This window comes from Citrobacter sp. Res13-Sevr-PEB04-36, from assembly GCF_015672735.1.
Classification (GTDB): domain Bacteria; phylum Pseudomonadota; class Gammaproteobacteria; order Enterobacterales; family Enterobacteriaceae; genus Citrobacter.
On record NZ_JADABY010000045.1, the window covers coordinates 95858 to 121377 of the forward strand.

The following is a 25520-nucleotide window of genomic DNA, read 5'->3' on the forward strand; positions in this document are numbered from 1 at the left end:
ATGTTTGATAAAGTGGACAGAATTCTCATCTGCAAGCTAAAATTTTATGGCGATGTACTGTTAATCACACCTGTTATTACCAGCATTCGGGCCCGATACCCACATGCTAAAATAGACCTGCTTCTTTATAAAGATACTAAGGCAATCTTAGCTGCGAATAAAGATATCAATGATTTTTATCTCATCGAGAAAAATAAAGGGTTACTGACAACTATAAAAAATTACCTGACAGTGCATCAACTGCTGAAAAAAAATCGTTATGACCTTATCGTAAACTTGACCGAGCAATGGCCGATTGGTGCGCTTATCGCCTCCCTACATCGTCCCTCCATTGCATTTGAACGTGAAAAAAAACTGTGGAACAACCTGTTTTCACGCGTCACACCAATGACAGGGACACACATCGTTGAACAAAACCTATCCATTTTAAAAGGTATTGGCTTTAGCGAAACTGAACTCAAAAAAGAAATACGACTTTATTATCGCCAGGATGATTATCAACGTTTAGTTTCACAGCTCCCATCATTATCCTCACAAAAATATGTTGTGATTCAACCAACTGCCAGACAGGAGTTCAAATGTTGGGATATGGAAAAATTTGCACATGTCATAGACCACTTACATCGTCTTGGCCTGCATGTGTACCTTACCTGCGGACCGGCACTCAATGAGCAGCAACAGGTGCAGAAAATTGCCGCACTGTGTAAATCAGCTCCTGACCTAACACTGGCGGGTAAAACCACTTTCCTGCAACTGGCAGCGTTAATCGATCATGCAGTCCTCTATATTGGTGTCGATTCAGCACCGATGCATATGGCTGCTGCATTAGGAACCCCGCAGGTCTGTCTGTTTGGCGCCACCAAATATCAACAATGGCAGCCATGGTCAGATAAAGCCGTATTGATCTGGGCGGGAGATTTTCATCCAATGCCTTCCAGGGATGAGTTAGACAGATCAAAAAAATATTTAACATGGATACCAGAACAAGCTGTAATTGACGCTATCGATACGGTACTTCATGATAATGGCACTGACAAAGATAATGAGACAGCATAAATGGATAATAAAAACAACACTATTAATATTGCTTACTGTACAGATTCCAATTATCTGGAATATGTAGCAGTATCTATTATATCTGTCATAATGAACAATCCAGAGCAGGCTCTGTCATTTTACGTCTTTGTTTATGATGTCACTGATGATGAGATTAATAAACTATGTTCAACCAGTGATAAAATTCAGGTTATAAATATCGATAAGGAAGAAATTGAAAAATATAACAGCGATTTTGCTATCAAACACCTTAATCGCTCAACCTATATGCGCCTAGCTGTACCACGCTTACTTAAAGATAAAATTGAGCATTTTATCTATTTAGATGCTGACACATTGTGTTTCGATAAAATCAATGAAATTAATAAAATTGATATTAGTGATGTTATTTGTGCCGTCAGTCATGACTCACTCGATATTCATGACACCAAAAACGCTAAACGTTTAGGTCTCAGTACTGGTCATTATTTCAATGCCGGTTTTCTGTACATTAACATTGCAAACTGGCTCAAATTCGACATTGAACATAAATCAAATACTGTATTATTTGAAGAAGGGAAATCCTTACCTTACTTTGATCAAGATGCTCTGAATATCGCAATGGACGGTAACGTAAAATTTATCGATAATAGATGGAATTTTTTGTTTAACTGGTTTACCGACCAGCAGAAAAATGTCTTCTTCTACCAAAAAAACACCCTGCCGCGTATTATCCATTTCACCGGTGGAAGGAAACCTTGGTATAAGGAACATACAGGGTTGTCGCAACAACTCTATCTTTTTTACCATCACTTCACACCATGGCGAAACACAGAAATGCGTTCCTATGCTCCTCGTATGAGACCTACCGATTATCGTGTTTACGCGCGCCAGGAAGCCAAAAAAGGAAATTACTGCGCTTCAATAAAATGGTATCTGAAATATCTTCAAGCGAAATTTCACTAAAAAAGACTCCCTTTCGGGAGTTTTTTTTACTTAGTTTTTAACTTTTCACGTAAATAGCCGATATAGCTAATTACTGAAGCACAATATTTTCCTTGCAGCCGTTCATGCCGTGATTTCTTTTTATATTGCTTTGGCGTTCTGGCTGGCAACAACGGAACATCCGCCCATGGTGAAGCCTTCCACGCTTCAACAAAGTACTGTGCCGAAGGATAGTTTGCCCAAGAGTTCCATGGTTTTGTTACGCCAACATAATGAATAAGAATAGTATCATCCATAATATATTCTTTATATCTAGAGATATCCTTACTCTTTAATTCTTGTTTAATACCATATATTGCATCGTAGATTCTAGATAGAAAAATTGTTTTTCCTAAAAACATAATATTCAAAACATCTTGGTCAAGAAATGAAAATTTCTTTGTTTTATCTAGCAAAATAGAAAATGCCTTAGCAAAAAATTGTTGTTCTTTCCACTCTATTAAATTAGCAAAAATAACACCGGCATTAAAGTATTGACCATTAAATTCAGGAATGTTAAGTCGACTCGCTGCATATGAACGACTATCATCGACATCCTGGATAACCGCAGCAACATAATGATCAAACTGAATCTTTGTTAACTCAACCAGCGAACCTTTACATACCACATCGGCATCAATATAAAGAAGACTGTTAATCTTTTCACTAAGATATTCAAATGCAATAAATCTAAAGTAGGTCGCATAAGACCAGGCATTTCCGCATGGTAGGACCTTTAATCCTTCAGCATTCATAACATAAACAGTTATATTCGTTGAAAACTGCTTTGCCAGTTGTTCTAGCCTTTGCTGATAATCCGAATCAATATAGTCAGTAAAAAGATGAAAATGAATATTGATATCTTGATTATGCAGTAAAACGGACGACATAGAGACCGCAGCCCCAAACATAAAGTTCTTATCAACCCCCCATGCGATATTGAGCTGTAGGTTTTGATTTGCTGGAGCACCAAAGATCTCAATAGTATCTTTGATAGACTGATGACAATCAAAATTCATGTACTACACCTTTTTAATATGCTTTCCGATGATTATTTGCACAACTAACTAGTGTGACCGTGCATTATGTAATTTACTTTTGATGTACATAACATGACTAAGAATTGAACGAATATATTTTCGTTGTATTTTTTCATGTCGAGATTTACGCTTATATAGTTTTGCTGTATTTGCATTCAGTAGAGATTTTTCTGCCCATGGCGACTTCTCATAAGCATCAATAAAAAATTTAGAAACCGGATATTTAGCCCATGTATGCCATGGTTTTGTTACACCGACATAATGAATTAATACCGTACTATCATTAATGTAATTCTGGTAAATCTTATCATTCTTATTTTTTAATTCCTGATCTACACCGTAAATACAGTTAAAATCACGTCTTAGGAATATTACATTTCCGACAAATAGTATATTTAATACATCTTGATCAAAATAAAGCAGATCCTTCTGGCGTTCCCTCAGAATAGAGAATGCCGTCAACAGAAGTTGCTTCTCTCGCCAGACATCCAGATTTGCAAACACCACACCTGAATTGAAATATCCATTACTCAGTTCTGGTATACCGAGTCTCTCTCCGGATTTAATACGCACTTCATCAATATCATTAATGACAGCGGCATATTCTCCACAGAAATTAACATCCGTAAGTTCTCGCAAAGAACCTTTGCAAACCACATCGGCATCAAGGTACAATACTGAACTGAGTTCACTGCTTAAATACTCAAATGCAAAATAACGGTAGTACATTGCATAAGTCCAGGCTTTGGTGCTCGGTAGTTTGCGAAATGCGGTATTATCGAAAACCAGAACCGTCACCGTCGTACTGTACATTTGCGTCAGCCGTTGTACACTTTCCAGATAGTCATCATCTACATAGTCCGTTGCTATATAGAAGTGGATATCAATATCAGGATTATTCACTAACACTGAAGTCATTGATATACCAGAACCGAATAAAAAGTTACGATCAACACCGTACGCAATATTTAATTGTTTACTTTTCTCGTGCGTAGAACTGTCAATCACATGTTTTTGAATGATCACTTTCTGGAAATCAATATTCATAATAAAATAGCCTCAAAATTCATATGTATCCTACAGCGCTTTTCTTATTGTTCTTTGCTTTATTTTTTGCGCTTTCGTAACCGCTTGCTCAAACAACTTAACTTCCTGACGGAAGATTTCGCGTAATGGCATGGCGAAATAGACACGTAAAAAACGGTAGATATCTCTCGATGTCAGCCCGATCTCAAGTGATGAGAAATAGAGTCCAATCAAATCCTTATCCCGCCAACGGCGTGGTACCTGCTGACGAATTTGCGCACGATGCAGATCAATCACCGAGAGTTTGATATCTGCAATATTTGCAGGCATCGGTTGTTGGAGCAGGAAATGACAGATATAGCAATCTCGATGGTTCACTCCACCACGATGCATTTTACCCACCATTTCTGCCACGCGGTTGATAATGGTCCGTTTTAATACAAAATCAGGACATTCCATAGCCCAATTGGCACAATAATCTTCAAGGCTAATAGCAGGAGAAAGATCTTCAGTGATAATAAATGATGTGCGCTCTAATGGATTAAGCCCTTTCTGTCCAAATGCCACACCGGTCATGGTATCCACATTCAGCTCTTTTAAACGGTGAATAGCAAACCACTCTCGATCGGCGCCCAGCACAGGTATACGTAACGAAATCAGGTTTTTCACCACTTCTTTGAGCGTGGTTCCATGATGATATTTAAGAAAATACCCTTTACCCATCATCTCAAAACGCAGGGTACGCCGCGTTTCTAACGCACGAAAGACCTCACCATCCAATTTAGTGACTTCTGTGAACGGGTCTTTTCCCTGCCACTGCGTGGCAAAGGGTTCTTTTAATTCAATCATTCTTAAAACCTAAAATGATATCTGCAGCCCTGTCAGCCAGGCTGTAGAGATCTTCTGTATCAGCAAAATGCCGAGCATTGCAGGCCCAGCAACTTCGTTGTTCATTGTTTTGCAACGCATCGAAAAGCGCTGTATTCAAATGGTTCTGCACAAACGGTTCTGGAATAACTACACCACATTGGGCAGCATTGATATAGTCAGCATATCCGCATACCTCTGTGGTTAACACCGGCAATCCTGCAACCACGGCCTCTAGCAATACAATACCAGCAGCTTCCTGAACGGCAGGGTGTAGCAATAAGTCCGCTGCGGACATCAATTCAGCAATGTCATCTCGACCGGAGAAAAACTGTACTTGTTTCTCAATACCAAGTTGGCGAGCCTGAGCACGGTAACGATCGGCTTTATCCTGACCAACCACCATCAGCCGCGTACGTTGGCGTAGGGGTTCAGGTAATGACGCCAGTGCCTGCAACGTTCTCGGCACTCCCTTACGTTTGAAATCTGAACCTACCTGCAGAAGGAAGAACTGCTCGAGACCAATATCATTTTTTTCCCTGACAATCTGTCTACTGTTTTCAGGCTGCTGGCTATACTTTCGGTCAGGGTAAATACCCGGTGGTAAAATGCGAAAACGTGGATTCTCGGTATGATAATGACGTTTAAAATCGCCAATTTGTTTGTTGGTCAACATCAGTAGCGTGGTGTGAGAACCTTGCTGAAATACAGCCTTTTCATACGAGGCATAATGCCGATACCGGCGCATCAGCTTGTAAAAAAAACCTTTTTCACGGGCAACTTTTTCGGCATAGCAGACATCGGCTGCATAATACACATCCAGCCCGGGCATTTTATTGAAACCAACAACACGATCAACAGGGTGCTGGCTCAAATACTGTTGCACCCATTGATGGTATTGCTCATTTTTCCCATGGTTGGTTCTGGATGTGACTGGAACGAGTATAATTTCCAGGTCTTCAGGACGCTCCCCCTGCCATTGCTGGGTAAAAACCTGAACATGATGCCCACGTGCAGCGACCGTCTGCGCAATCCGCAGAAAATCACGCTGTAATCCACCATAAGGAAAATACTTATACAAACAAAAAGCAATGATCATGCATTAATATCCGCATCGCGTCGCCAGGCATACCAAGCCCTATACACAAGAAGGCTGTAATCTTTGATTGCACGACCCAAAGATTACTCCACATGCTTCAAAGCGTTGATGGCTGCCAACTACCAGAAATTGCGCAGTAGTATATCATTGATTATCACTCAATCCGAACCGAATGTTTTTTGAACAGAAAAATTAAATTATATATAAAAAACAAATATATAAAATCAACCCAACGTCAACGAAATAGTCATATCGCACGAGAAGTTAAGCCATAAAATTGGAAATAAGTGTTTTTTTGAAAAGGCCACTTGCGAAAACAGTGCCTTGCCAACACACGCGTTTTGGCACAACCTGGATAAAAATGATGGTAAAGCCACAGCTAAATACATAGAATCCCCAGCACATCCCTAGGTTAGCCACTATTATGCTCGAATTGCTTTACACCGCCCTTTTCTACCTTATTCAGCCCTTGATCTGGATACGGCTTTGGGTGCGCGGGCGTAAGGCTCCGGCCTACCGTAAACGCTGGGGTGAACGCTACGGTTTTTACCGTCGTCCGCTGAAACCAGGCGGCATCATGCTTCACTCTGTTTCCGTGGGCGAAACGCTGGCGGCAATCCCATTAGTGCGCGCCCTACGACACCGTTACCCTGACTTGCCAATCACCGTTACGACCATGACGCCAACTGGCTCAGAACGCGTCCAGTCTGCGTTTGGCGCTGACGTTCAGCATGTCTATTTACCTTACGATTTACCAGATGCTCTCAACCGTTTCCTGAATAAAATTGACCCCAAACTGGTGTTAATCATGGAAACTGAGCTGTGGCCGAATCTGATTGCAGCACTTCACAAACGTCATATTCCTCTGGTTATTGCCAACGCCCGTCTTTCGGCCCGCTCGGCCGCAGGCTACGCGAAACTGGGTAAATTTGTTGGCAGATTGCTACGTCGCATTACACTGATTGCTGCACAAAACGAAGAAGATGGCGCACGCTTTATTACGCTTGGAGCAAAGAGTAATCAAGTAACCGTCACCGGCAGTCTAAAATTTGATATTTCCGTTACCCCTCAACTGGCCGCGAAAGCGATCACGCTACGTCGCCAGTGGGCGCCACATCGCCCGGTATGGATTGCAACCAGCACGCACGACGGTGAAGAAAGCATTATCATCGCCGCACACCAGGCATTATTAAATCAGTTCCCGAATCTGTTACTGATTCTGGTCCCCAGACATCCGGAACGTTTTCCGGATGCCATTAATCTCGTACGCCAGGCTGGGCTAAGCTATACCACTCGGTCCTCGGGAGAAGTCCCGTCATCAGGTACTCAGGTGGTTATCGGTGATACGATGGGTGAGTTAATGCTGCTGTACGGCATTGCTGACCTGGCTTTCGTCGGCGGTTCTCTGGTTGAACGTGGGGGTCATAACCCATTAGAAGCTGCAGCGCACGCTATTCCGGTGCTGATGGGGCCACATACCTTTAATTTTAAAGATATTTGTGCCCGTCTTGAGCAGGCAAGTGGATTGATCACCGTCACCGACGCCACCACGTTAGTGAAAGAGATCTCGTCGTTGCTGACCGATGCAGATTATCGTAATTTCTATGGTCGTCATGCGGTTGAAGTCCTGTATCAAAACCAGGGCGCGCTCCAGCGTCTGCTGCAGCTGCTGGAACCTTACCTGCCACACAAAACGCATTGAGGGTTGTCATGCAAAAACGGGCGATTTATCCAGGAACCTTCGATCCCATTACTAACGGCCATCTTGATATCGTGACACGCGCTACGCAAATGTTTGATCACGTTATCCTGGCGATTGCCGCAAGCCCCAGCAAAAAACCGATGTTTACGCTTGAAGAGCGCGTTGAGCTCGCACAACAGGCAACAGCGCATCTCGGCAATGTCGAAGTGCTGGGATTTAGCGATTTGATGGCAAACTTTGCCCGCGATAAGCAGGCGAACATTCTCATTCGAGGCCTGCGTGCGGTGGCAGATTTCGAGTATGAAATGCAGCTGGCACACATGAATCGCCACCTGATGCCGCAGCTGGAAAGCGTCTTTTTGATGCCTTCCAAAGAGTGGTCATTTATCTCATCATCGCTGGTTAAAGAAGTCGCCCGTCATCAGGGAGACGTGACCCACTTTTTACCGGTGAACGTTCACCTGGCGTTAATGGCCAAACTGAAGTAAACGCGTTATCTACCCTACTTCTGACAGCGACGGCAGTAGAACGTCGTGCGCTGGGCGTGCTTAGTCGCAACGATTGGCGCACCGCATGCACGGCAAGGTTCGCCTTCTCGCCCATAGACTTGCAACTCTTGGGCAAAATAGCCCGGCTTGCCGTCACTTTGCAGAAAATCCTTCAGCGTCGTCCCACCCTGCTCGATAGAACGCAGTAAAACAGCCTTGATGACGCGCACCAACAGTTCACACTCAGATGCCGACAGCGACGATGCCAGACGGTCAGGATGGATACCAGCCGCGAACAGCGACTCGCTGGCATAGATGTTGCCCACGCCCACCACCAGCTTGTTGTCCATCAGCCAGGGTTTAATCGCTGTTTTCTTCTTCGCGCATTTCTGCTGGAGATAGCTGGCATTAAAATCGTCACTCAGCGGCTCCGGGCCAAGATGCGCGAGAACATTGTGTCCCGCCAGTTCTTTGGTCCATAGCCAGGCCCCAAACCGCCGGGGATCGGTATAGCGCAAGACTTTGCCATTGCTCATCACCAAATCCACATGATCATGCTTTTCTGCCGGGCGCTCTTCAGGAAGGATACGTAAACTGCCAGACATGCCCAGATGAATGATAATCCAGCCATCCGTTAGCTCTAACAGTAGATATTTCGCGCGACGCTGTACGCTAAGCACAGGCTTATCACTAAGACGATAGATTTCTTCTGATACCGGCCAGCGCAGACGGCCATTACGCACTATGGCGTGCAGAATCGTTGCCCCTACCAGATGCGGCTCAATACCACGGCGACTGGTTTCGACTTCAGGTAATTCAGGCATAGCATCTCCGGCGGTGTATCAGGTCTCATTAATATGGGGACGGCCAGAAAACAAAAAACCCCGCCGAGGCAGGGTTTTTCTTTACATCAAAGCGAAAATTATTTGATTTTCGCTTCTTTGTATAAAACGTGCTGACGGACAACTGGATCGAATTTTTTCAGTTCCAGTTTTTCCGGCTTAGTACGCTTGTTCTTCGTGGTGGTGTAGAAGTGACCAGTACCAGCAGAAGAAACCAGCTTGATTTTCTCACGAATACCTTTAGCCATGATTTATTTCCTCTTAGTACTTAGTACTTTTCGCCACGGGCACGCAGTTCAGACAGAACTGTTTCGATGCCTTTCTTATCAATAACACGCATACCTTTAGCAGATACACGCAGGGTGACAAAACGCTTCTCGCTCTCAACCCAAAAACGGTGAGAGTGCAGGTTAGGCAGGAAACGGCGTTTAGTCGCGTTCAGTGCGTGGGAACGGTTGTTACCGGTCACCGGACGCTTGCCAGTAACTTGGCAGACTCGGGACATGTCTATTCTCCAAAAATCAAATTAGCTCGAGCTTCGTATGGGGTATTGGCGCCTCGTCAGGCTTCTCAGCCCGGTTATCGCAGTTCAATACACTCAATCTTTCATACTGCATCAACGTTGGATACCGAATGAATGATTTCGTATATTTGCGAACTCTCGATTGCCAGGCCCAAATGCCAAACCCGAGATTCTCAAAGGTGGCGTAGTATACGCTGAGTCAGCGATGTGCTCAAGTCCCGAACAGACAAAGATCCCGATGGATCGCGTAAAGTGCGTTAAATCCAACCACGTTCCGCAAAAGAAACGTACTCTCCGCGCCCAATTACTAGATGATCAAGCACCCGGACATCCATGAACTGACAGCATTTCACAACACGCTCGGTGATAAGTTTATCTGCTTTGCTCGGCTCTGCACACCCCGAAGGGTGATTATGCGCAAGGATCACCGCCGACGCATTCATTTTTATCGCCTCACGGACAATTTCTCGCGGGTGCACCTCTACATGACTGAGCGTGCCGGAAAAAAGAGTACTGTGTTTAATCACTCGGTGCTGAGCATCAAGAAAGATCACCAAAAAGATCTCCCTTTCCTCTTGCGAGAGTTGGCTTTGCAGAAACTCACGCGTCATTTCCGGACTCAGTAGCGAACGTTCTTCCATCACTCGTACGTTGTAGTAACGTTTTGCCAGTTCGGCAATGCCTTTTAGCTGGGTATACTTCGCTACACCAATGCCTTGAACCTGGCTAAAATCCATGTAATCAGCCGATAACAGGCCATAAAGAGAACCAAAATGTTGCAGTATCTCTTTCGCCAGCGTCAGAACACCCATTCCCCGCGATCCGGTACGTAAAAAAAGTGCCAGTAGCTCAACATCTGTAAGCGATTCAACCCCTAACGCCATCATTTTTTCCCGGGGCATTGAATATTCTGTATCTTCCATGTTTCCCCTCCTTTAATTCCAGATGGTTGCATAACGCCAGCAGCGAAGCGACGTACTGTTTTCACTTCTTCGTGACGCCTCGCAAAGTGATTCCCGGCAAAAGCACGTCTCATTGCGGATTGTGATAAAATGTCCGACTTCTGGTGAAACCCAACAGGAAAGATCATGATGAGCCTGGCCGGTAAAAAAATCGTACTTGGCGTCAGTGGCGGCATTGCTGCATACAAAACGCCCGAGCTGGTACGCCGTTTACGGGAGCGTGGCGCAGATGTCCGCGTGGCAATGACCGAGGCGGCAAAAGCGTTTATTACGCCCCTGAGCCTACAGGCGGTTTCGGGCTATCCCGTTTCCGACAGCCTGCTTGACCCCGCAGCAGAAGCCGCGATGGGCCATATTGAACTGGGGAAATGGGCCGATTTGGTTATCCTGGCACCTGCCACGGCAGATCTGATTGCACGCATTGCCGCAGGCATGGCCAACGATCTGGTATCCACGATCTGCCTGGCAACGCCTGCGCCTGTTGCCGTCTTACCGGCCATGAACCAGCAGATGTACCGCGCCGCCGCAACACAGCACAATATTGGCGTTCTCGCATCACGTGGCTTGCTCATCTGGGGCCCCGACAGCGGCAGCCAGGCCTGTGGCGATGTTGGCCCTGGCCGGATGCTGGATCCGTTAACCATTGTGGATATGGCGGCGGAGCATTTTTCGCCTGTCAACTCCCTGCAACATCTCAACATCATGATTACGGCTGGCCCAACTCGCGAGCCGCTTGATCCGGTGCGCTACATTTCTAACCACAGTTCCGGGAAGATGGGCTTCGCCATCGCCGCTGCCGCCGCAAAACGCGGCGCTAACGTCACGCTGGTGTCAGGTCCCGTGTCATTATCCACGCCGCCTTTTGTACAGCGTGTTGATGTGATGACAGCGTTGGAAATGGAAGCCGCCGTGCAATCAGCAGTGCAGAAGCAGCATATTTTTATCGGCTGTGCCGCCGTCGCTGATTATCGCGCTGAAACCGTAGCCCATGAAAAAATCAAAAAACAGGCAACGCAGGGTGATGAATTAACAGTAAAAATGGTCAAAAACCCGGATATTATTGCTGGTGTTGCCGCACTGAATGCTAATCGTCCCTTTGTCGTTGGATTTGCCGCCGAAACAAATAATGTGGAAGAATACGCCCGGCAAAAACGTATCCGCAAAAACCTTGATGTAATTTGTGCAAACGATGTTTCGCTGTCTACTCAGGGATTTAACAGCGACAGCAACGCATTACACCTTTTCTGGCAGGATGGAGATAAAGTCTTACCGCTTGAGCGTAAAGAACTCCTGGGCCAATTATTACTCGACGAGATCGTGACCCGTTATGATGAAAAAAATCGACGTTAAGATTCTGGACCCACGCGTAGGGCAACAATTTCCGCTTCCGACGTACGCCACTTCTGGCTCTGCCGGACTTGACCTGCGCGCCTGCCTTGATGACGCCGTAGAACTGGCTCCGGGCGCGACGACGCTGGTGCCAACCGGGTTAGCCATTCATATTGCCGATCCGTCATTGGCGGCAGTGATGCTTCCACGCTCCGGGTTGGGCCATAAGCACGGTATCGTACTCGGTAACCTGGTCGGTTTAATTGACTCCGACTATCAAGGCCAACTGATGGTATCTGTCTGGAACCGTGGCCAGGACAGCTTCACTATCGAACCGGGTGAGCGTATTGCACAGATGGTCTTTGTACCGGTTGTGCAGGCTGAATTTAATCTGGTGGAAGAATTTGAAGCCACCGATCGTGGCGAAGGCGGCTTCGGCCATTCCGGGCGCAAGTAACCCGTAGAGAAGTATCCCACAGCGTAATAACGCAATAACATACCGCAAACAGTTGTTTGCGGTCGCTGTGTGGATGCCTGCCTGGCAAGTGCTTATTTTCAGGGGTATTTTGTAACATGGTAGAAAAGCAAACTGCGAAAAGGAATCGTCGCGAAGAAATACTTCAGTCTCTGGCGCTGATGCTGGAATCCAGCGATGGAAGCCAACGCATTACGACAGCAAAACTGGCAGCCTCTGTTGGCGTTTCCGAAGCGGCATTGTATCGCCATTTTCCCAGCAAGACCCGCATGTTCGATAGCCTGATTGAGTTTATCGAAGATAGTCTGATTACCCGTATCAATCTGATTTTGAAAGATGAAAAAGACACCGGCGCACGCCTGCGTCTGATCGTGTTGCTGATTTTAGGGTTCGGTGAACGTAACCCCGGCCTGACACGCATTCTTACTGGTCACGCACTGATGTTTGAGCAAGACCGTCTGCAGGGCCGCATTAACCAGCTATTTGAGCGCATCGAGGCTCAATTGCGCCAGGTTCTGCGAGAAAAAAGAATGCGTGAAGGCGAAGGTTACGCCATGGATGAAACGCTGCTGGCCAGCCAGTTACTGGCTTTCTGCGAAGGTATGCTGTCTCGTTTTGTCCGTAGTGAATTTAAATACCGCCCAACGGATGATTTTGACGTTCGCTGGCCGCTGATAGTCGCACAATTGCAGTAATCGCTGATTACCCGGTGGCGCTGCTACGCTCACCGGGTCTACAGAAAGTGCGTAGGCCGGATAAGTGCAGCACCATCCGACAGCTCTTATTATACGCCGTACGCTTCGCGATACGCCCGCACAGCGGCCAGATACACCGCCATCTCCGGCTTCTCTTCCAGATACGCAATCAGGTCTTTCAGGGTAATGATTGAAATGACCTTGCAACCATAATCACGCTCCACTTCCTGGATAGCGGAAATCTCACCACGACCCCGTTCCTGACGATCGAGAGAAATCAGTACCCCAGCTAGCGTCGCGCCATTCGCCTGGATTATCTCCATCGACTCACGAATCGCCGTACCGGCGGTGATCACATCATCAACCAGCATCACACGGCCCTGCAATGCGCTACCAACCAGGTTACCGCCTTCGCCGTGGGTCTTCGCCTCTTTACGGTTAAAGCAGTACGGCAAGTCCTTATCGTGGTGTTCTGCCAGCGCAACGGCGGTCGTCGTGGCAATAGGAATACCTTTGTACGCCGGGCCAAACAGTAAATCGAATTCAATACCGGAATCCACCAGCGCTTCGGCATAAAAACGGCCTAACAGTGCCAGGTCACGCCCGGTATTAAACAGTCCAGCGTTGAAGAAATAGGGGCTCTTACGCCCGGATTTCAGCGTAAACTCGCCGAACTTTAGTACCTGCTTGCTAAGCGCAAACTCAATAAACTGGCGCTGATACGGTTTCATGGATTCGCTCCTCATCTCACTTTATAACAGACAAAAAAAAGGCGACTCATCAGTCGCCTTTAAAATCAATTTTCTAACGCCGCCTTCTGCGTCGTTATGATGGATTCAATGCCCCCTCGGGCCAGCGCCAGTAGGGTGAGAAGTTCTTCATGGCTGAACGGCTCGCCTTCCGCGGTGCCCTGAACTTCAATCATGCGACCGTCTTCGGTCATCACCACGTTCATGTCAGTTTCTGCCGCAGAGTCTTCAACATACTCCAGATCGCAAAGCGCTTCGCCATTTACAATACCCACGGACACCGCAGCAACCATCCCTTTCATTGGGTTGGTTTTCAGCTTACCGCTGGCGACCAGTTTGTTCAGCGCATCAGCCAGCGCAACACAAGCGCCGGTAATTGATGCAGTACGGGTACCGCCGTCCGCCTGAATCACATCACAGTCTAGGGTGATGGTGAATTCGCCGAGCGTCTTCAGATCAACGGCGGCACGCAGCGCGCGCGCGATCAGACGTTGAATTTCCATGGTACGGCCACCCTGCTTACCTTTCGCCGCTTCGCGAGCGTTACGGGTATGGGTGGCGCGCGGCAGCATGCCATATTCTGCGGTGATCCAGCCCTGGCCCTGGCCTTTCAGAAAGCGAGGTACACCTTCATCAATAGAGGCGGTACACAGCACTTTGGTATCACCAAATTCGACCAGCACGGAGCCTTCAGCGTGTTTTGTATAATTACGGGTCAGGGTGACGGGACGCACCTGGTTGGCACTACGACCTGCTGGACGCATGATAAAATCTCCGGCTTGAAACGAATGTGGCTGCGCATTATACGGAGTTCCGACGGTTATTCCTATCCTGACAAGACATGGATGGCTATAATCCTCCCATCTCATCTTTAAAAACAGGAACGTCTATGATCCGCAGCATGACCGCCTACGCCCGGCGTGAAATCAAGGGTGAATGGGGTAGCGCTACCTGGGAAATGCGCTCGGTAAACCAGCGTTATCTGGAAACCTATTTTCGTCTGCCGGAACAGTTCCGTAGTCTTGAGCCTGTTGTACGCGAACGCATCCGCACGCGTCTGACTCGCGGTAAAATCGAATGTACGCTGCGTTTTGAACCTGATGCCAGCGCGCAAGGTGAACTGCTTCTGAATGAAAAGCTCGCTAAACAGCTTGTCACCGCTGCAAACTGGGTCAAGATGCAGAGCGACGAAGGCGAAATTAATCCGGTTGATATCCTGCGCTGGCCGGGTGTCATGGCCGCCCAGGAGCAAGACCTGGACGCTATTGCCGCAGAGATCCTTGCCGCACTCGATGGCACGCTGGATGACTTTATTGTCGCACGTGAAACCGAAGGCCAGGCGCTAAAAGCGTTGATCGAACAACGTCTGGAAGGTGTCAGCACCGAAGTGGCGAAAGTCCGCGCGCATATGCCGGAAATCCTGCAGTGGCAGCGTGAACGTCTGGTTGCCAAACTGGAAGATGCACAGGTTCAGCTGGAAAATAACCGTCTTGAACAAGAGCTGGTGCTGATGGCACAGCGCATCGATGTCGCAGAAGAATTAGATCGTCTGGAAGCCCACGTTAAAGAAACCTACAACATCCTGAAGAAAAAAGAGGCGGTCGGCCGTCGTCTGGACTTTATGATGCAGGAATTCAACCGTGAGTCGAACACCCTCGCCTCTAAATCCATCAATGCCGAAGTGACTAACTCAGCCATTGAGCTGAAGGTATTGATCGAGCAAATGCGCGAGCAGATTCAGAACATCGAATAAGTCATCCCCCTCACGTAGCGCGTCGATAATCGACGGTGCTACGTGTATTTTTCAGCCGCCTGCCTCTTTTACCGCAATTTCGGATTATATTTTCTCATCATTTATGATCAGCGATGGTCATAGAAAGTGCATATCATCTGGTATTTTTACCTAATTTGCATAAGCCAAATTTATTAAAATCGTTTCACCTTAGAAAATCTCAATCGTGACAACGCGCACAAATCGCTAACCTTAGCCCCCAGAAATCAGGGGGAATACATGCTGTTACACGTTTTATACTTAATTGGCATCACTGCTGAAGCCATGACGGGTGCACTGGCGGCTGGCCGTCGTCGCATGGATACATTTGGCGTTATTATTATTGCCACCGCGACAGCCATTGGCGGCGGGTCCGTCCGTGACATTCTTCTCGGCCATTACCCTCTCGGCTGGGTGAAACACCCCGAGTACGTCATTATCGTGGCGACTGCGGCGGTGCTGACCACGATTATTGCTCCCGTCATGCCCTACCTGCGCAAGATTTTCCTCGTACTGGATGCACTAGGCCTGGTGGTGTTCTCAATTATCGGCGCACAGGTGGCACTTGATATGGGACATGGACCAATCATTGCCGTTGTAGCAGCAGTCACCACCGGTGTCTTTGGTGGCGTATTGCGCGACATGTTCTGCAAACGTATTCCGCTGGTGTTCCAGAAAGAACTGTATGCCGGGGTGTCATTTGCCGCTGCCGTGCTGTACATCGTGCTTCAACATTATGTTTCCAACCACGATGTGGTCGTTATCTCCACCCTGCTATTCGGTTTTACCGCGCGATTATTGGCGCTGCGCCTGAAGCTAGGGCTGCCGGTGTTTTATTATCACCATGAAGGCCATTAAGGCATAAATCCGGTAACGCGCTGAGCGGCTAACCAGTTGCTCAGCGCGTTGACTTGCTGATTATCCCGCCATTGAATCACCAGTCTGGCACGACGCTCCCCCGTGGAGGGAAGTTGGCGCCAATGGCTCTCATCACACGCCTGTAATTGCCGCCAGGAACTCTCGCGACTGGCGTTTAGCGTTACCTGTGTTAACGGTATGCCCATGGCGCTTAACCAGCGAGTAAAAGGACGCTGGCGTGACAGATTGAACTGATGCCACAGCTTTTCTCCCTTGCTTATGCCAAGCACGGACTGTAACTGTTCCGGGGTTAATGCCAGCCAGGAAAAGATATGTTCAAAGCGATACACCTGATGGAGTTCCCGCCATCCCGCCTCGCCGATGCCCTCAAGATCCAGCACCTCTTTTGCGCTCAGCCAGACCAGTCGGGCAACAAACTGTTGCTGGCACTCAGGCGTGGCATAAAAACAGGTCAATGAATTGAAGTGCCCCTCTGGGGGCGTAGGTTTAGTACGTTGAGTGCCGCGCCAGACAACCTCATCGATGCGGGGAATGCCCTGTCCGGCCAGGCTTATCAGGAGATGATCACCTGGGGCGATGTCCCATTCGTTCCAGCGCCGTACAGAACCGACATTAACGCGCTGCACCCGTTTATCATCCAGCATGACGGGAGCCAGTAAAGCGACCACGGCAATTTTCCCACTTTTACCAACAGAAAACTGAATACCCGTGACCTGTGACACACGAGCGACAGGAAGATATTTCCAGGCCACCAACCAATCCCCCTGTCCGGGTAACCAGTTTCGCGCTGGCGGCTCTTTTCCCACGCGTACCACCACGCCATCTGTCACGAAAGGCAATTCGGAAGTCCACCAATGTGTACGGGCTCGTTCGACCTCATCTGCATTATTCACAGGCTGAGTATAGTGTTGCGTAAAACCGAACCCCGCATCAGCGAGCAGCCTGAGTCTTTCCGGCATCGCCTCCGGGCCATCAGGCCAGGCCCAGATGAAAACGGCCAGGGAGTGTAATGACTCTGGATTATCCTGACGCATCAGCATTCCTGCCACCTTCGAGCGGGCATTCATTCCGCCATTCTTTTGCTGGATATGGCCCTCTTGCTGTAAAAATATCTCGCCCTGCAAAGTACTGTTCGCCAGCAGACCTTTGGTGGTTTGCGGTATGGAAGGGATCCGGCGAACCTTCTGGGTCCAGTCTTCTCCTTTAAGTCCATTTCCGCGACTAATTGCCCTGACAAGATTACCATCCCGATAAATTAGCGTCACCGCAACCCCGTCAACCTTCGGTTGTACCCATACATCACTGCGGTTACGTAACCATTGCTGCACAGCTGGCTTATCTGCAAGTTTACGGACACCGGTGTGGGGAACAGGATGCGATATCGTCCCATTAATCGGTGGAGCAGACAGTTCTACTTGAGCATCCTCACCAAAACAGTGCTGCCATTGCCTTAATTGCGCATTGAGCTGGTCATAAACACCGTCATCTACGGCACTGACGCCTTGTTGCCAATAACTGACATCCCACTGCGATATCTGCTGTCGTAGTCGTGAAATTTCCTCGTGTGCCCTGGCCGGCGACCAGACTGGGCACACCGCCCATACGGGTAAATGCCATACCAGCAAAACCAGCACCATGTATTTCCCTATTGCCATCACTACCTCCGCCGTACGTTGCATTACGTGGCAGGTATAGCGTGAAGCGGCAAAGAATCAGAGTGGTAAAAAACCATCGTGCGTGATGCTTTCCGGACATTTTTACTTGTTGCAGCAACTCGCCGAAAAAACGGGAAAAAGATACGCAAAACGCAATAATCCTGCGCAAAAAGTGTGACAAGGGCTACGTCGTATAGCGGCTACGTGTATAATAAGCCCGTATGTAGGCTCTCTTTCGACAATCACATACATAAGATACTCATGGCTCAAGGCACGCTTTATATTGTTTCAGCCCCCAGTGGCGCGGGTAAATCCAGCCTGATTCAGGCTTTATTAAAGACCCAACCGTTGTATGACACCCAGGTTTCTGTTTCGCACACCACGCGCGCGCCGCGTCCAGGGGAAGTGCATGGTGAACACTATTTCTTTGTGAACCATGATGAATTCAGAACCATGATTGGCAGAGATGCGTTTCTGGAACACGCAGAGGTATTCGGCAATTACTACGGCACCTCGCGTGAGGCAATTGAGCAAGTACTGGCATCGGGCGTAGATGTCTTTTTAGATATCGACTGGCAAGGTGCGCAGCAAATTCGTGAAAAAATGCCGCATGCACGCAGTATTTTTATTTTGCCGCCTTCTAAGATTGAACTGGACCGTCGCCTACGCGGCCGTGGTCAGGATAGCGAAGAAGTGATCGCAAAACGTATGGCGCAAGCTGTTGCAGAAATGAGCCATTACGCCGAATATGATTATCTGATCGTAAATGATGATTTCGATACTGCCCTGGGCGATTTGAAAACGATCATTCGCGCCGAACGTCTGCGCATGAGCCGCCAAAAGCAGCGTCATGACGCTTTAATCAGCAAACTGTTGGCAGACTGAACCCACATTCAGTATCATGCCCAGTCATTTCTTCACCTGTGGAGCATTTTAAGTATGGCACGCGTAACTGTTCAGGACGCTGTAGAGAAAATTGGTAACCGTTTTGACCTGGTACTGGTCGCCGCGCGTCGCGCTCGTCAGATGCAGACTGGCGGAAAGGATCCGCTTGTACCGGAAGAAAACGATAAAACTACCGTAATCGCGCTGCGCGAAATCGAAGAAGGTCTGATCAACAACCAGATCCTCGACGTGCGTGAGCGCCAGGAACAGCAAGAGCAGGAAGCCGCTGAATTACAAGCCGTTACCGCAATTGCTGAAGGTCGTCGTTAATCACAAAGCGGGTCGCCCTTGTATCTGTTTGAAAGCCTGAATCAACTGATTCAAAACTACCTGCCTGAAGACCAGATTAAGCGTCTTCGGCAGGCGTATCTCGTTGCACGTGACGCTCACGAGGGCCAGACACGTTCAAGCGGTGAACCCTATATCACGCACCCGGTAGCAGTAGCCTGCATTCTGGCCGAGATGAAACTCGACTATGAAACGTTGATGGCTGCGCTGCTGCATGACGTGATTGAAGATACCCCTGCGACCTACCAGGACATGGAACAGCTTTTTGGTAAAAGCGTTGCAGAACTGGTTGAAGGGGTCTCTAAGCTTGATAAGCTTAAGTTTCGCGATAAGAAAGAGGCGCAGGCCGAAAACTTTCGCAAGATGATTATGGCGATGGTGCAGGATATCCGCGTCATTCTCATCAAACTTGCCGACCGTACCCACAATATGCGCACACTGGGCTCATTACGCCCGGACAAACGTCGACGTATTGCCCGTGAAACCCTCGAAATCTACAGTCCGCTGGCACACCGTTTAGGTATTCATCACATTAAAACCGAGCTGGAAGAGCTGGGTTTTGAAGCGCTATACCCGAACCGCTATCGCGTGATTAAAGAAGTGGTTAAAGCCGCGCGCGGCAACCGCAAAGAGATGATTCAAAAAATCCTCTCGGAAATCGAAGGGCGTTTGCAGGAAGCAGGCATTCCGTGTCGCGTAAGCGGTCGCGAGAAACACCTGTACTCAATCTACTGCAAAATGGTGCTCAAAGAGCAGCGTTTTCACTCGATCATGGATATCTACGCGTTTCGCGTTATCGTCCATGACGCCGATACCTGTTATCGCGTACTAGGCCAGATGCACAGCCTGTACAAACCTCGCCCTGGTCGCGTGAAAGACTATATTGCCATTCCGAAAGCGAACGGATATCAGTCTTTGCACACCTCGATGATCGGCCCGCACGGAGTTCCGGTTGAAGTACAAATTCGTACTGAAGACATGGACCAAATGGCGGAGATGGGGGTTGCTGCACACTGGGCTTATAAAGAGCACGGCGGTGAGAGCAGCACCACAGCACAAATCCGCGCTCAGCGCTGGATGCAAAGCCTGCTGGAACTGCAGCAGAGTGCCGGTAGCTCATTTGAATTTATCGAAAGCGTCAAATCTGATCTCTTCCCGGATGAGATTTATGTTTTCACACCGGAAGGGCGCATTGTTGAGCTGCCTGCCGGTGCAACACCTGTCGACTTCGCTTACGCCGTGCATACCGACATCGGCCATGCCTGCGTTGGTGCGCGCGTCGACAGACAGCCTTATCCGCTTTCGCAGTCGCTTTCCAGCGGTCAGACCGTTGAAATCATTACTGCACCGGGCGCGCGTCCGAATGCAGCGTGGCTCAACTTTGTCGTCAGTTCGAAAGCGCGCGCCAAAATTCGCCAGCTGTTGAAAAATCTCAAGCGCGATGATTCCGTCAGTCTGGGGCGTCGTCTGCTTAACCATGCCTTAGGCGGCAGCCGTAAACTGGCCGAGATCCCGCAGGAAAGCATCCAGCGTGAGCTTGAGCGCATGAAGCTCGCTACGCTTGACGATCTTCTCGCAGAAATCGGCTTGGGTAACGCCATGAGCGTAGTGGTGGCAAAAAACCTCCAACAGGGTGACGCATCAGCGAACGTTCCTGCACAGTCCGGCCACGGGCATCTGCCTATCAAAGGCGCTGACGGTGTATTGATCACCTTTGCAAAATGCTGTCGTCCGCTTCCTGGCGATCCAATCATTGCCCACGTCAGTCCGGGTAAGGGTCTGGTTATCCACCATGAATCCTGCCGTAACATCCGTGGTTACCAGAAAGAGCCAGAGAAGTTTATGGCTGTGGAATGGGACAAAGAAACAGAGCAGGAATTTATCACTGAGATCAAGGTGGAGATGTTTAACCACCAGGGCGCTCTGGCTAACCTGACGGCGGCAATCAACACGACCACCTCCAACATTCAAAGCCTGAATACGGAAGAAAAAGACGGTCGCGTATACAGCGCCTTTATCCGCTTGACCGCCCGCGATCGTGTGCATCTGGCGAATATCATGCGCAAAATCCGCGTCATGCCGGACGTGATTAAAGTCACCCGCAACCGAAACTAGAGATATGAACTCAAAACGCTATGAGCGCATTTGCGAGATGCTCACGCGGCGTCAGCCCGATCTGACTGTCTGCATGGAGCAGGTCCATAAACCTCATAACGTTTCTGCGATCATTCGTACTGCAGACGCAGTCGGCGTGCACGAAGTCCACGCCGTCTGGCCGGGTAGCCGTATACGCACCATGGCCTCTTCTGCGGCAGGCAGTAACAGTTGGGTGCAGGTGAAGACCCACCCGACTATTGGCGATGCGGTCACCCATTTAAAAAACCAGGGTATGCAGGTTCTGGCAACGCATCTCTCTGATAAGGCCGTTGATTTCCGCGATATTGATTACACACGACCAACCTGCATCCTGATGGGTCAGGAAAAAACCGGCATCACCCAGGAAGCGTTAGACCTTGCGGATCAGGACATCATCATTCCTATGACCGGCATGGTACAGTCATTGAATGTCTCGGTCGCTTCCGCACTCATTCTGTATGAGGCTCAGCGCCAACGGCAAAACGCCGGAATGTACCGAAGAGAAAACAGCATGCTGCCGGAAGACGAGCAGCAGCGCCTGCTTTTCGAAGGGGGTTATCCGGTGCTAGCCAACGTGGCAAAGCGCAAAGGTCTCCCTTACCCCCACGTCAATACGCAGGGCGAAATTGAAGCCGACGCCGCGTGGTGGACCACTATGCAGTCAGCGAGATAAACACGATGAAAGGCCGTTTACTGGATGCCATTCCACTCAATTCCCTGACGGGCGTTGGCGCAGCGCAAAGCAGTAAACTGGCTAAAATCGGCTTACACACCGTTCAGGATCTCCTCTTACATCTTCCTCTGCGTTACGAAGACCGTACACATCTGTACCCGATTGGCGAGCTTATGCCGGGCGTATACGCCACCGTAGAAGGCGAAGTGCTGAACTGCACTGTCACCTTCGGCGGTCGGCGAATGATGACCTGCCAGATAAGCGACGGTTCCGGCATCCTGACTATGCGCTTTTTTAACTTCAGCGCGGCAATGAAAAATAGCCTGGCGACGGGTCGACGAGTGCTGGCCTATGGTGAAGCCAAACGCGGAAAATACGGGGCAGAGATGATCCACCCGGAATACCGTGTACAAGGCGATCTCAGCACCCCGGAACTGCAGGAAACACTCACACCAGTTTACCCAACCACAGAAGGGGTTAAGCAGGCAACGCTGCGTAAACTCACCGATCAGGCGCTGGATTTACTCGATACTTGCGCCATTGCTGAACTGCTGCCTCCTGAACTGTTACAGGGCATGATGAGCCTGCCGGAAGCGCTGCGCACGCTGCACCGTCCGCCGCCATCATTACAGCTTAGCGATCTCGAAACCGGGCAACATCCGGCGCAGCGACGCCTGATCCTTGAAGAACTGTTAGCCCATAACCTCAGCATGCTGGCATTACGCGCCGGGGCGCAGCGTTTTCATGCCCAGCCGCTGAGCGCCAACGATACGCTGAAAAACCAGCTGCTGGCTGCGTTACCGTTTAAACCTACCGGTGCGCAGGCCCGCGTGGTGGCCGAGATCGAGCGCGACATGGCACTGGATGTCCCGATGATGCGTCTGGTACAGGGTGATGTCGGCTCCGGCAAAACCCTGGTCGCCGCACTCGCAGCACTGCGAGCCATCGCCCACGGCAAGCAGGTTGCACTAATGGCACCAACCGAGCTGCTGGCCGAACAGCATGCGAATAACTTCCGTACCTGGTTTGCCCCGCTTGGCATTGAAGTCGGCTGGCTGGCCGGTAAGCAGAAGGGTAAAGCGCGTCTTGCCCAGCAGGAGGCCATTGCCAGCGGACAGGTACAGATGATTGTCGGTACTCACGCGATTTTTCAGGAGCAGGTCCAGTTCAACGGCCTGGCCCTGGTGATTATCGACGAACAGCACCGCTTTGGCGTTCATCAACGTCTGGCGCTGTGGGAAAAAGGTCAGCAGCAGGGTTTTCACCCGCATCAGCTAATCATGACCGCCACGCCGATCCCACGCACGCTGGCGATGACCGCCTACGCCGATCTCGACACCTCGGTGATAGACGAACTCCCGCCGGGTCGTACACCGGTCACCACCGTCGCCATCCCGGATACCCGCCGTAGCGATATTATTGACCGCGTACGCAACGCCTGTACCCATGAAGGACGCCAGGCATACTGGGTCTGCACACTAATTGAAGAGTCTGACTTGTTAGAAGCCCAGGCGGCAGAAGCCACGTGGGAAGAGCTGAAACTCGCCCTGCCGGAACTCAATATTGGCCTGGTACACGGACGCATGAAGCCCGCCGAGAAGCAGTCGGTGATGGCCGCTTTCAAGCAGGGAGAACTGCATCTGCTGATCGCCACCACGGTGATTGAAGTGGGCGTGGACGTCCCCAATGCCAGCCTGATGATTATCGAAAACCCGGAACGTTTAGGTCTGGCCCAACTGCACCAGCTGCGCGGCCGCGTCGGTCGTGGCGCAGTAGCTTCCCACTGTGTACTGCTCTACAAATCACCGCTGTCAAAAACCGCGCAGAAACGTCTGCAGGTCCTGCGAGACAGCAACGACGGATTTGTGATTGCGCAAAAAGATTTGGAGATCCGTGGTCCCGGCGAGCTGCTGGGGACCCGTCAGACGGGTACGGCAGAATTTAAAGTGGCAGACCTGCTGCGCGATCAGGCAATTATTCCAGAAGTTCAGCGCATTGCCCGTCATATTCACGAACGTTACCCGCAACAGGCAGTTGCGCTGATAGAGCGCTGGATGCCGGAAACTGAACGCTATTCCAACGCGTAATGATAAATAGCAGCGGCGGTTGTTACACCGCCGCACGGTCTTTATTGCGCAAAAATGGGCAACAGAAGATATAACTTAATCACCAGCGCGTTGACGATATCGATAAAGAACGCCCCTACCATCGGCACGACTAAAAATGCAGTATGCGATGGGCCAAAGCGCTCGGTAATCGCCTGCATGTTGGCAATCGCCGTCGGCGTTGCGCCAAGGCCAAAACCGCAGTGCCCGGCTGCCAGCACGGCAGCATCATAGTTCTTGCCCATCATGCGCCAGGTGACAAATATGGCGTACAGCGCCATGAAGATCGTTTGCACAACCAGGATCGCCAGCATTGGCAGCGCCAGCGAAGCCAGTTCCCACAGCTTCAGGCTCATCAGTGCCATCGCCAGGAACAGCGACAGGCTCACGTTGCCCAGCACGGAAACCGCGCGTTCAAACACGCGATAAAACCCCATTAATGCCAGACCATTGCTGAGGATCACCCCAACAAACAGCACGCAAACAAAGGTCGGCAGTTCCAGCACCGTGCCCACCAGCAATTGCGCAACGATTTTGCCCACCGTCAAACAGATAGCGATCAGCGCGATAGTTTCAATCAGCACCAGCGAGGTGATCATGCGCCCAACATCCGGTTTTTCAAACGCAGTTGGTACGGCCTGATCGTCCGGCATACCATCCGGCGTGGTGGAGTGCTTCACCAGGTATCGCGCGACCGGACCACCAATCAACCCACCCAGCACCAGGCCAAACGTTGCGCATGCCATCGCCACTTCTGTGGCATTGGTGAAACCGTAGCGTTCAATAAACAGCTTACTCCACGCCGCACCCGTTCCGTGTCCACCGGAAAGCGTAATCGAACCGGCAATCAGTCCCATCAGTGGGTCAAGACCCAGCAGGCTCGCCATGCCGATCCCAATGGCGTTTTGCATCAACAGCAAACCCACCACCACAATCAGAAAGATGCCCACCACGCGGCCACCGGCACGCAAACTGGCAATATTGGCGTTCAGGCCGATAGTGGCAAAGAACGCCAGCATCAGCGGGTCACGCAGCGTCATATCGAAATTAACTTCCCAGCCCATGCTTTTTTTCAGTACCAGCAGTGCGATCGCCACCAGTAAACCACCCGCAACGGGTTCAGGAATCGTGTATTTCTTCAGGAAGGGAACAGATTGGACGAGCTTACGTCCCAGCAGTAACACCAGCGTTGCCGCAACCAATGTAGATAACGTATCGAGGTAAAACATAGACAGCTCCATTAGTGCGTTTA

General features: G+C 49.5%; 26 protein-coding genes. 14 read left to right on the forward strand and 12 right to left on the reverse strand.

Translation table 11 applies throughout. The features are described from left to right. Positions 1 to 1056 carry a lipopolysaccharide core heptosyltransferase RfaQ gene (gene rfaQ, locus IMQ48_RS14410; protein ID WP_196209581.1) on the forward strand — a complete coding sequence of 352 codons (1056 nt, stop codon included), beginning with the start codon at positions 1 to 3 and terminating at the stop codon, positions 1054 to 1056. Beyond that, on the forward strand, positions 1057 to 2001 hold the full coding sequence (locus IMQ48_RS14415; RefSeq protein WP_196209582.1) for a glycosyltransferase family 8 protein: 945 nt from the start codon (positions 1057 to 1059) through the stop codon (positions 1999 to 2001). It abuts the gene before it with no gap. A 26-nt stretch (positions 2002 to 2027) separates the two neighbouring features. Here IMQ48_RS14415 and IMQ48_RS14420 read toward each other — a convergent pair whose 3' ends face one another. From IMQ48_RS14420 to IMQ48_RS14435, 4 genes are read right to left on the reverse strand one after another with little or no spacing between them, the layout of a single operon-like run. Continuing rightward, positions 2028 to 3038, reverse strand: coding sequence for a glycosyltransferase (locus tag IMQ48_RS14420; RefSeq protein ID WP_196209583.1), 1011 nt, complete (start codon positions 3036 to 3038; stop codon positions 2028 to 2030). A gap of 48 nt (positions 3039 to 3086) precedes the next feature. Next, on the reverse strand, positions 3087 to 4106 hold the full coding sequence (locus IMQ48_RS14425; RefSeq protein WP_196209584.1) for a glycosyltransferase: 1020 nt from the start codon (positions 4104 to 4106) through the stop codon (positions 3087 to 3089). Between the two features lie 30 nt (positions 4107 to 4136). Continuing rightward, positions 4137 to 4934: a lipopolysaccharide core heptose(I) kinase RfaP gene (gene rfaP, locus IMQ48_RS14430; RefSeq protein WP_196209585.1), complete on the reverse strand. Its 798-nt coding sequence runs from the start codon at positions 4932 to 4934 to the stop codon at positions 4137 to 4139. Further along, the gene (locus tag IMQ48_RS14435) at positions 4927 to 6051 is read right to left on the reverse strand and encodes a glycosyltransferase family 4 protein (protein WP_196209586.1); all 1125 of its coding nucleotides are present in this window, start codon (positions 6049 to 6051) and stop codon (positions 4927 to 4929) included. Before IMQ48_RS14435 ends, rfaP begins: the two co-directional genes overlap by 8 nt. Before the next feature lie 424 nt (positions 6052 to 6475). On the opposite strand from IMQ48_RS14435, the gene waaA reads away from it, so the two are divergent. Continuing rightward, positions 6476 to 7753 (forward strand): lipid IV(A) 3-deoxy-D-manno-octulosonic acid transferase, encoded by a 1278-nt coding sequence (gene waaA, locus IMQ48_RS14440; protein WP_196209587.1) that lies wholly within the window; start codon positions 6476 to 6478, stop codon positions 7751 to 7753. Positions 7754 to 7761: 8 nt separating this feature from the next. Next, a complete protein-coding gene (gene coaD / locus IMQ48_RS14445; protein WP_196209588.1) occupies positions 7762 to 8241 on the forward strand; it encodes a pantetheine-phosphate adenylyltransferase in 480 nt (159 codons plus the stop codon). A gap of 14 nt (positions 8242 to 8255) precedes the next feature. On the opposite strand, the gene mutM is transcribed toward coaD, so the two are convergent. The 4 genes from mutM to radC form a co-directional block, all read right to left on the reverse strand. Continuing rightward, positions 8256 to 9065 carry a bifunctional DNA-formamidopyrimidine glycosylase/DNA-(apurinic or apyrimidinic site) lyase gene (mutM, locus tag IMQ48_RS14450; RefSeq protein ID WP_196209589.1) on the reverse strand — a complete coding sequence of 270 codons (810 nt, stop codon included), beginning with the start codon at positions 9063 to 9065 and terminating at the stop codon, positions 8256 to 8258. A 98-nt stretch (positions 9066 to 9163) separates the two neighbouring features. Beyond that, a complete protein-coding gene (gene rpmG / locus IMQ48_RS14455; RefSeq protein WP_003024094.1) occupies positions 9164 to 9331 on the reverse strand; it encodes a 50S ribosomal protein L33 in 168 nt (55 codons plus the stop codon). A gap of 20 nt (positions 9332 to 9351) precedes the next feature. Beyond that, positions 9352 to 9588: a 50S ribosomal protein L28 gene (rpmB, locus tag IMQ48_RS14460; protein WP_003024071.1), complete on the reverse strand. Its 237-nt coding sequence runs from the start codon at positions 9586 to 9588 to the stop codon at positions 9352 to 9354. 275 nt (positions 9589 to 9863) lie between these two features. Next, on the reverse strand, positions 9864 to 10529 hold the full coding sequence (gene radC / locus IMQ48_RS14465) for a DNA repair protein RadC (protein WP_196209590.1): 666 nt from the start codon (positions 10527 to 10529) through the stop codon (positions 9864 to 9866). 168 nt (positions 10530 to 10697) lie between these two features. On the opposite strand from radC, the gene coaBC reads away from it, so the two are divergent. The 3 genes from coaBC (at position 10698) to slmA (ending at position 13067) form a co-directional block, all read left to right on the forward strand. Next, on the forward strand, positions 10698 to 11918 hold the full coding sequence (gene coaBC / locus IMQ48_RS14470) for a bifunctional phosphopantothenoylcysteine decarboxylase/phosphopantothenate--cysteine ligase CoaBC (RefSeq protein WP_196209613.1): 1221 nt from the start codon (positions 10698 to 10700) through the stop codon (positions 11916 to 11918). Further along, positions 11896 to 12354 (forward strand): dUTP diphosphatase, encoded by a 459-nt coding sequence (gene dut / locus IMQ48_RS14475; protein ID WP_003827259.1) that lies wholly within the window; start codon positions 11896 to 11898, stop codon positions 12352 to 12354. Before coaBC ends, dut begins: the two co-directional genes overlap by 23 nt. Positions 12355 to 12470: 116 nt before the next feature. After that, a complete protein-coding gene (gene slmA / locus IMQ48_RS14480) occupies positions 12471 to 13067 on the forward strand; it encodes a nucleoid occlusion factor SlmA (protein WP_196209591.1) in 597 nt (198 codons plus the stop codon). 89 nt (positions 13068 to 13156) lie between these two features. Here the strand turns inward: slmA and pyrE are convergent, their stop codons facing one another. Both pyrE and rph read right to left on the reverse strand, forming a co-directional pair. Then, positions 13157 to 13798, reverse strand: a complete 642-nt coding sequence (gene pyrE / locus IMQ48_RS14485) for an orotate phosphoribosyltransferase (protein WP_196209592.1) — start codon at positions 13796 to 13798, stop codon at positions 13157 to 13159. A gap of 65 nt (positions 13799 to 13863) precedes the next feature. Further along, entirely contained in the window at positions 13864 to 14580 is a 717-nt protein-coding gene (rph, locus tag IMQ48_RS14490; RefSeq protein WP_196209593.1) for a ribonuclease PH, read from the reverse strand. Positions 14581 to 14705: 125 nt separating this feature from the next. Between rph and IMQ48_RS14495 the strand changes: the two genes are divergently transcribed. Continuing rightward, positions 14706 to 15569: a YicC/YloC family endoribonuclease gene (locus IMQ48_RS14495; RefSeq protein ID WP_096759071.1), complete on the forward strand. Its 864-nt coding sequence runs from the start codon at positions 14706 to 14708 to the stop codon at positions 15567 to 15569. A 258-nt stretch (positions 15570 to 15827) separates the two neighbouring features. Continuing rightward, positions 15828 to 16445, forward strand: coding sequence for a trimeric intracellular cation channel family protein (locus IMQ48_RS14500; protein WP_096759068.1), 618 nt, complete (start codon positions 15828 to 15830; stop codon positions 16443 to 16445). Here the strand turns inward: IMQ48_RS14500 and ligB are convergent. Continuing rightward, entirely contained in the window at positions 16442 to 18121 is a 1680-nt protein-coding gene (gene ligB, locus IMQ48_RS14505; RefSeq protein ID WP_196209594.1) for an NAD-dependent DNA ligase LigB, read from the reverse strand. The two genes, IMQ48_RS14500 and ligB, sit on opposite strands and share 4 nt — an antisense overlap. A gap of 261 nt (positions 18122 to 18382) precedes the next feature. On the opposite strand from ligB, the gene gmk reads away from it, so the two are divergent. From gmk to recG, 5 genes are read left to right on the forward strand one after another with little or no spacing between them, the layout of a single operon-like run. Next, a complete protein-coding gene (gene gmk / locus IMQ48_RS14510) occupies positions 18383 to 19006 on the forward strand; it encodes a guanylate kinase (protein ID WP_005122601.1) in 624 nt (207 codons plus the stop codon). A gap of 54 nt (positions 19007 to 19060) precedes the next feature. Next, positions 19061 to 19336 (forward strand): DNA-directed RNA polymerase subunit omega, encoded by a 276-nt coding sequence (gene rpoZ, locus IMQ48_RS14515; RefSeq protein ID WP_002442542.1) that lies wholly within the window; start codon positions 19061 to 19063, stop codon positions 19334 to 19336. A gap of 18 nt (positions 19337 to 19354) precedes the next feature. Beyond that, positions 19355 to 21469 carry a bifunctional GTP diphosphokinase/guanosine-3',5'-bis pyrophosphate 3'-pyrophosphohydrolase gene (gene spoT, locus IMQ48_RS14520; protein WP_196209595.1) on the forward strand — a complete coding sequence of 705 codons (2115 nt, stop codon included), beginning with the start codon at positions 19355 to 19357 and terminating at the stop codon, positions 21467 to 21469. Between the two features lie 4 nt (positions 21470 to 21473). Beyond that, a complete protein-coding gene (trmH, locus tag IMQ48_RS14525; RefSeq protein ID WP_196209596.1) occupies positions 21474 to 22163 on the forward strand; it encodes a tRNA (guanosine(18)-2'-O)-methyltransferase TrmH in 690 nt (229 codons plus the stop codon). 5 nt (positions 22164 to 22168) lie between these two features. Continuing rightward, positions 22169 to 24250, forward strand: coding sequence for an ATP-dependent DNA helicase RecG (gene recG, locus IMQ48_RS14530; protein WP_196209597.1), 2082 nt, complete (start codon positions 22169 to 22171; stop codon positions 24248 to 24250). Between the two features lie 41 nt (positions 24251 to 24291). Here the strand turns inward: recG and gltS are convergent, their stop codons facing one another. Next, complete coding sequence (gltS, locus tag IMQ48_RS14535; protein WP_196209598.1) at positions 24292 to 25497, reverse strand: sodium/glutamate symporter; 1206 nt, start codon at positions 25495 to 25497, stop codon at positions 24292 to 24294. Positions 25498 to 25520 lie beyond the last annotated feature (23 nt).

Coding starts and splice junctions, on each gene's coding strand:
- gmk (WP_005122601.1), top strand. CDS start 18,383: ATGGCTCAAGGCACGCTTTATATTGTTTCAGCCCCCAGTGGCGCGGGT.
- ligB (WP_196209594.1), bottom strand. CDS start 18,121: ATGGCAATAGGGAAATACATGGTGCTGGTTTTGCTGGTATGGCATTTA.
- IMQ48_RS14425 (WP_196209584.1), bottom strand. CDS start 4,106: ATGAATATTGATTTCCAGAAAGTGATCATTCAAAAACATGTGATTGAC.
- recG (WP_196209597.1), top strand. CDS start 22,169: ATGAAAGGCCGTTTACTGGATGCCATTCCACTCAATTCCCTGACGGGC.
- IMQ48_RS14500 (WP_096759068.1), top strand. CDS start 15,828: ATGCTGTTACACGTTTTATACTTAATTGGCATCACTGCTGAAGCCATG.
- radC (WP_196209590.1), bottom strand. CDS start 10,529: ATGGAAGATACAGAATATTCAATGCCCCGGGAAAAAATGATGGCGTTA.
- rpmB (WP_003024071.1), bottom strand. CDS start 9,588: ATGTCCCGAGTCTGCCAAGTTACTGGCAAGCGTCCGGTGACCGGTAAC.
- rph (WP_196209593.1), bottom strand. CDS start 14,580: ATGCGTCCAGCAGGTCGTAGTGCCAACCAGGTGCGTCCCGTCACCCTG.
- IMQ48_RS14420 (WP_196209583.1), bottom strand. CDS start 3,038: ATGAATTTTGATTGTCATCAGTCTATCAAAGATACTATTGAGATCTTT.
- pyrE (WP_196209592.1), bottom strand. CDS start 13,798: ATGAAACCGTATCAGCGCCAGTTTATTGAGTTTGCGCTTAGCAAGCAG.
- gltS (WP_196209598.1), bottom strand. CDS start 25,497: ATGTTTTACCTCGATACGTTATCTACATTGGTTGCGGCAACGCTGGTG.
- coaD (WP_196209588.1), top strand. CDS start 7,762: ATGCAAAAACGGGCGATTTATCCAGGAACCTTCGATCCCATTACTAAC.
- mutM (WP_196209589.1), bottom strand. CDS start 9,065: ATGCCTGAATTACCTGAAGTCGAAACCAGTCGCCGTGGTATTGAGCCG.
- rpmG (WP_003024094.1), bottom strand. CDS start 9,331: ATGGCTAAAGGTATTCGTGAGAAAATCAAGCTGGTTTCTTCTGCTGGT.
- rfaQ (WP_196209581.1), top strand. CDS start 1: ATGTTTGATAAAGTGGACAGAATTCTCATCTGCAAGCTAAAATTTTAT.
- slmA (WP_196209591.1), top strand. CDS start 12,471: ATGGTAGAAAAGCAAACTGCGAAAAGGAATCGTCGCGAAGAAATACTT.
- IMQ48_RS14435 (WP_196209586.1), bottom strand. CDS start 6,051: ATGATCATTGCTTTTTGTTTGTATAAGTATTTTCCTTATGGTGGATTA.
- waaA (WP_196209587.1), top strand. CDS start 6,476: ATGCTCGAATTGCTTTACACCGCCCTTTTCTACCTTATTCAGCCCTTG.
- coaBC (WP_196209613.1), top strand. CDS start 10,698: ATGAGCCTGGCCGGTAAAAAAATCGTACTTGGCGTCAGTGGCGGCATT.
- trmH (WP_196209596.1), top strand. CDS start 21,474: ATGAACTCAAAACGCTATGAGCGCATTTGCGAGATGCTCACGCGGCGT.
- dut (WP_003827259.1), top strand. CDS start 11,896: ATGATGAAAAAAATCGACGTTAAGATTCTGGACCCACGCGTAGGGCAA.
- rpoZ (WP_002442542.1), top strand. CDS start 19,061: ATGGCACGCGTAACTGTTCAGGACGCTGTAGAGAAAATTGGTAACCGT.
- IMQ48_RS14415 (WP_196209582.1), top strand. CDS start 1,057: ATGGATAATAAAAACAACACTATTAATATTGCTTACTGTACAGATTCC.
- rfaP (WP_196209585.1), bottom strand. CDS start 4,934: ATGATTGAATTAAAAGAACCCTTTGCCACGCAGTGGCAGGGAAAAGAC.
- IMQ48_RS14495 (WP_096759071.1), top strand. CDS start 14,706: ATGATCCGCAGCATGACCGCCTACGCCCGGCGTGAAATCAAGGGTGAA.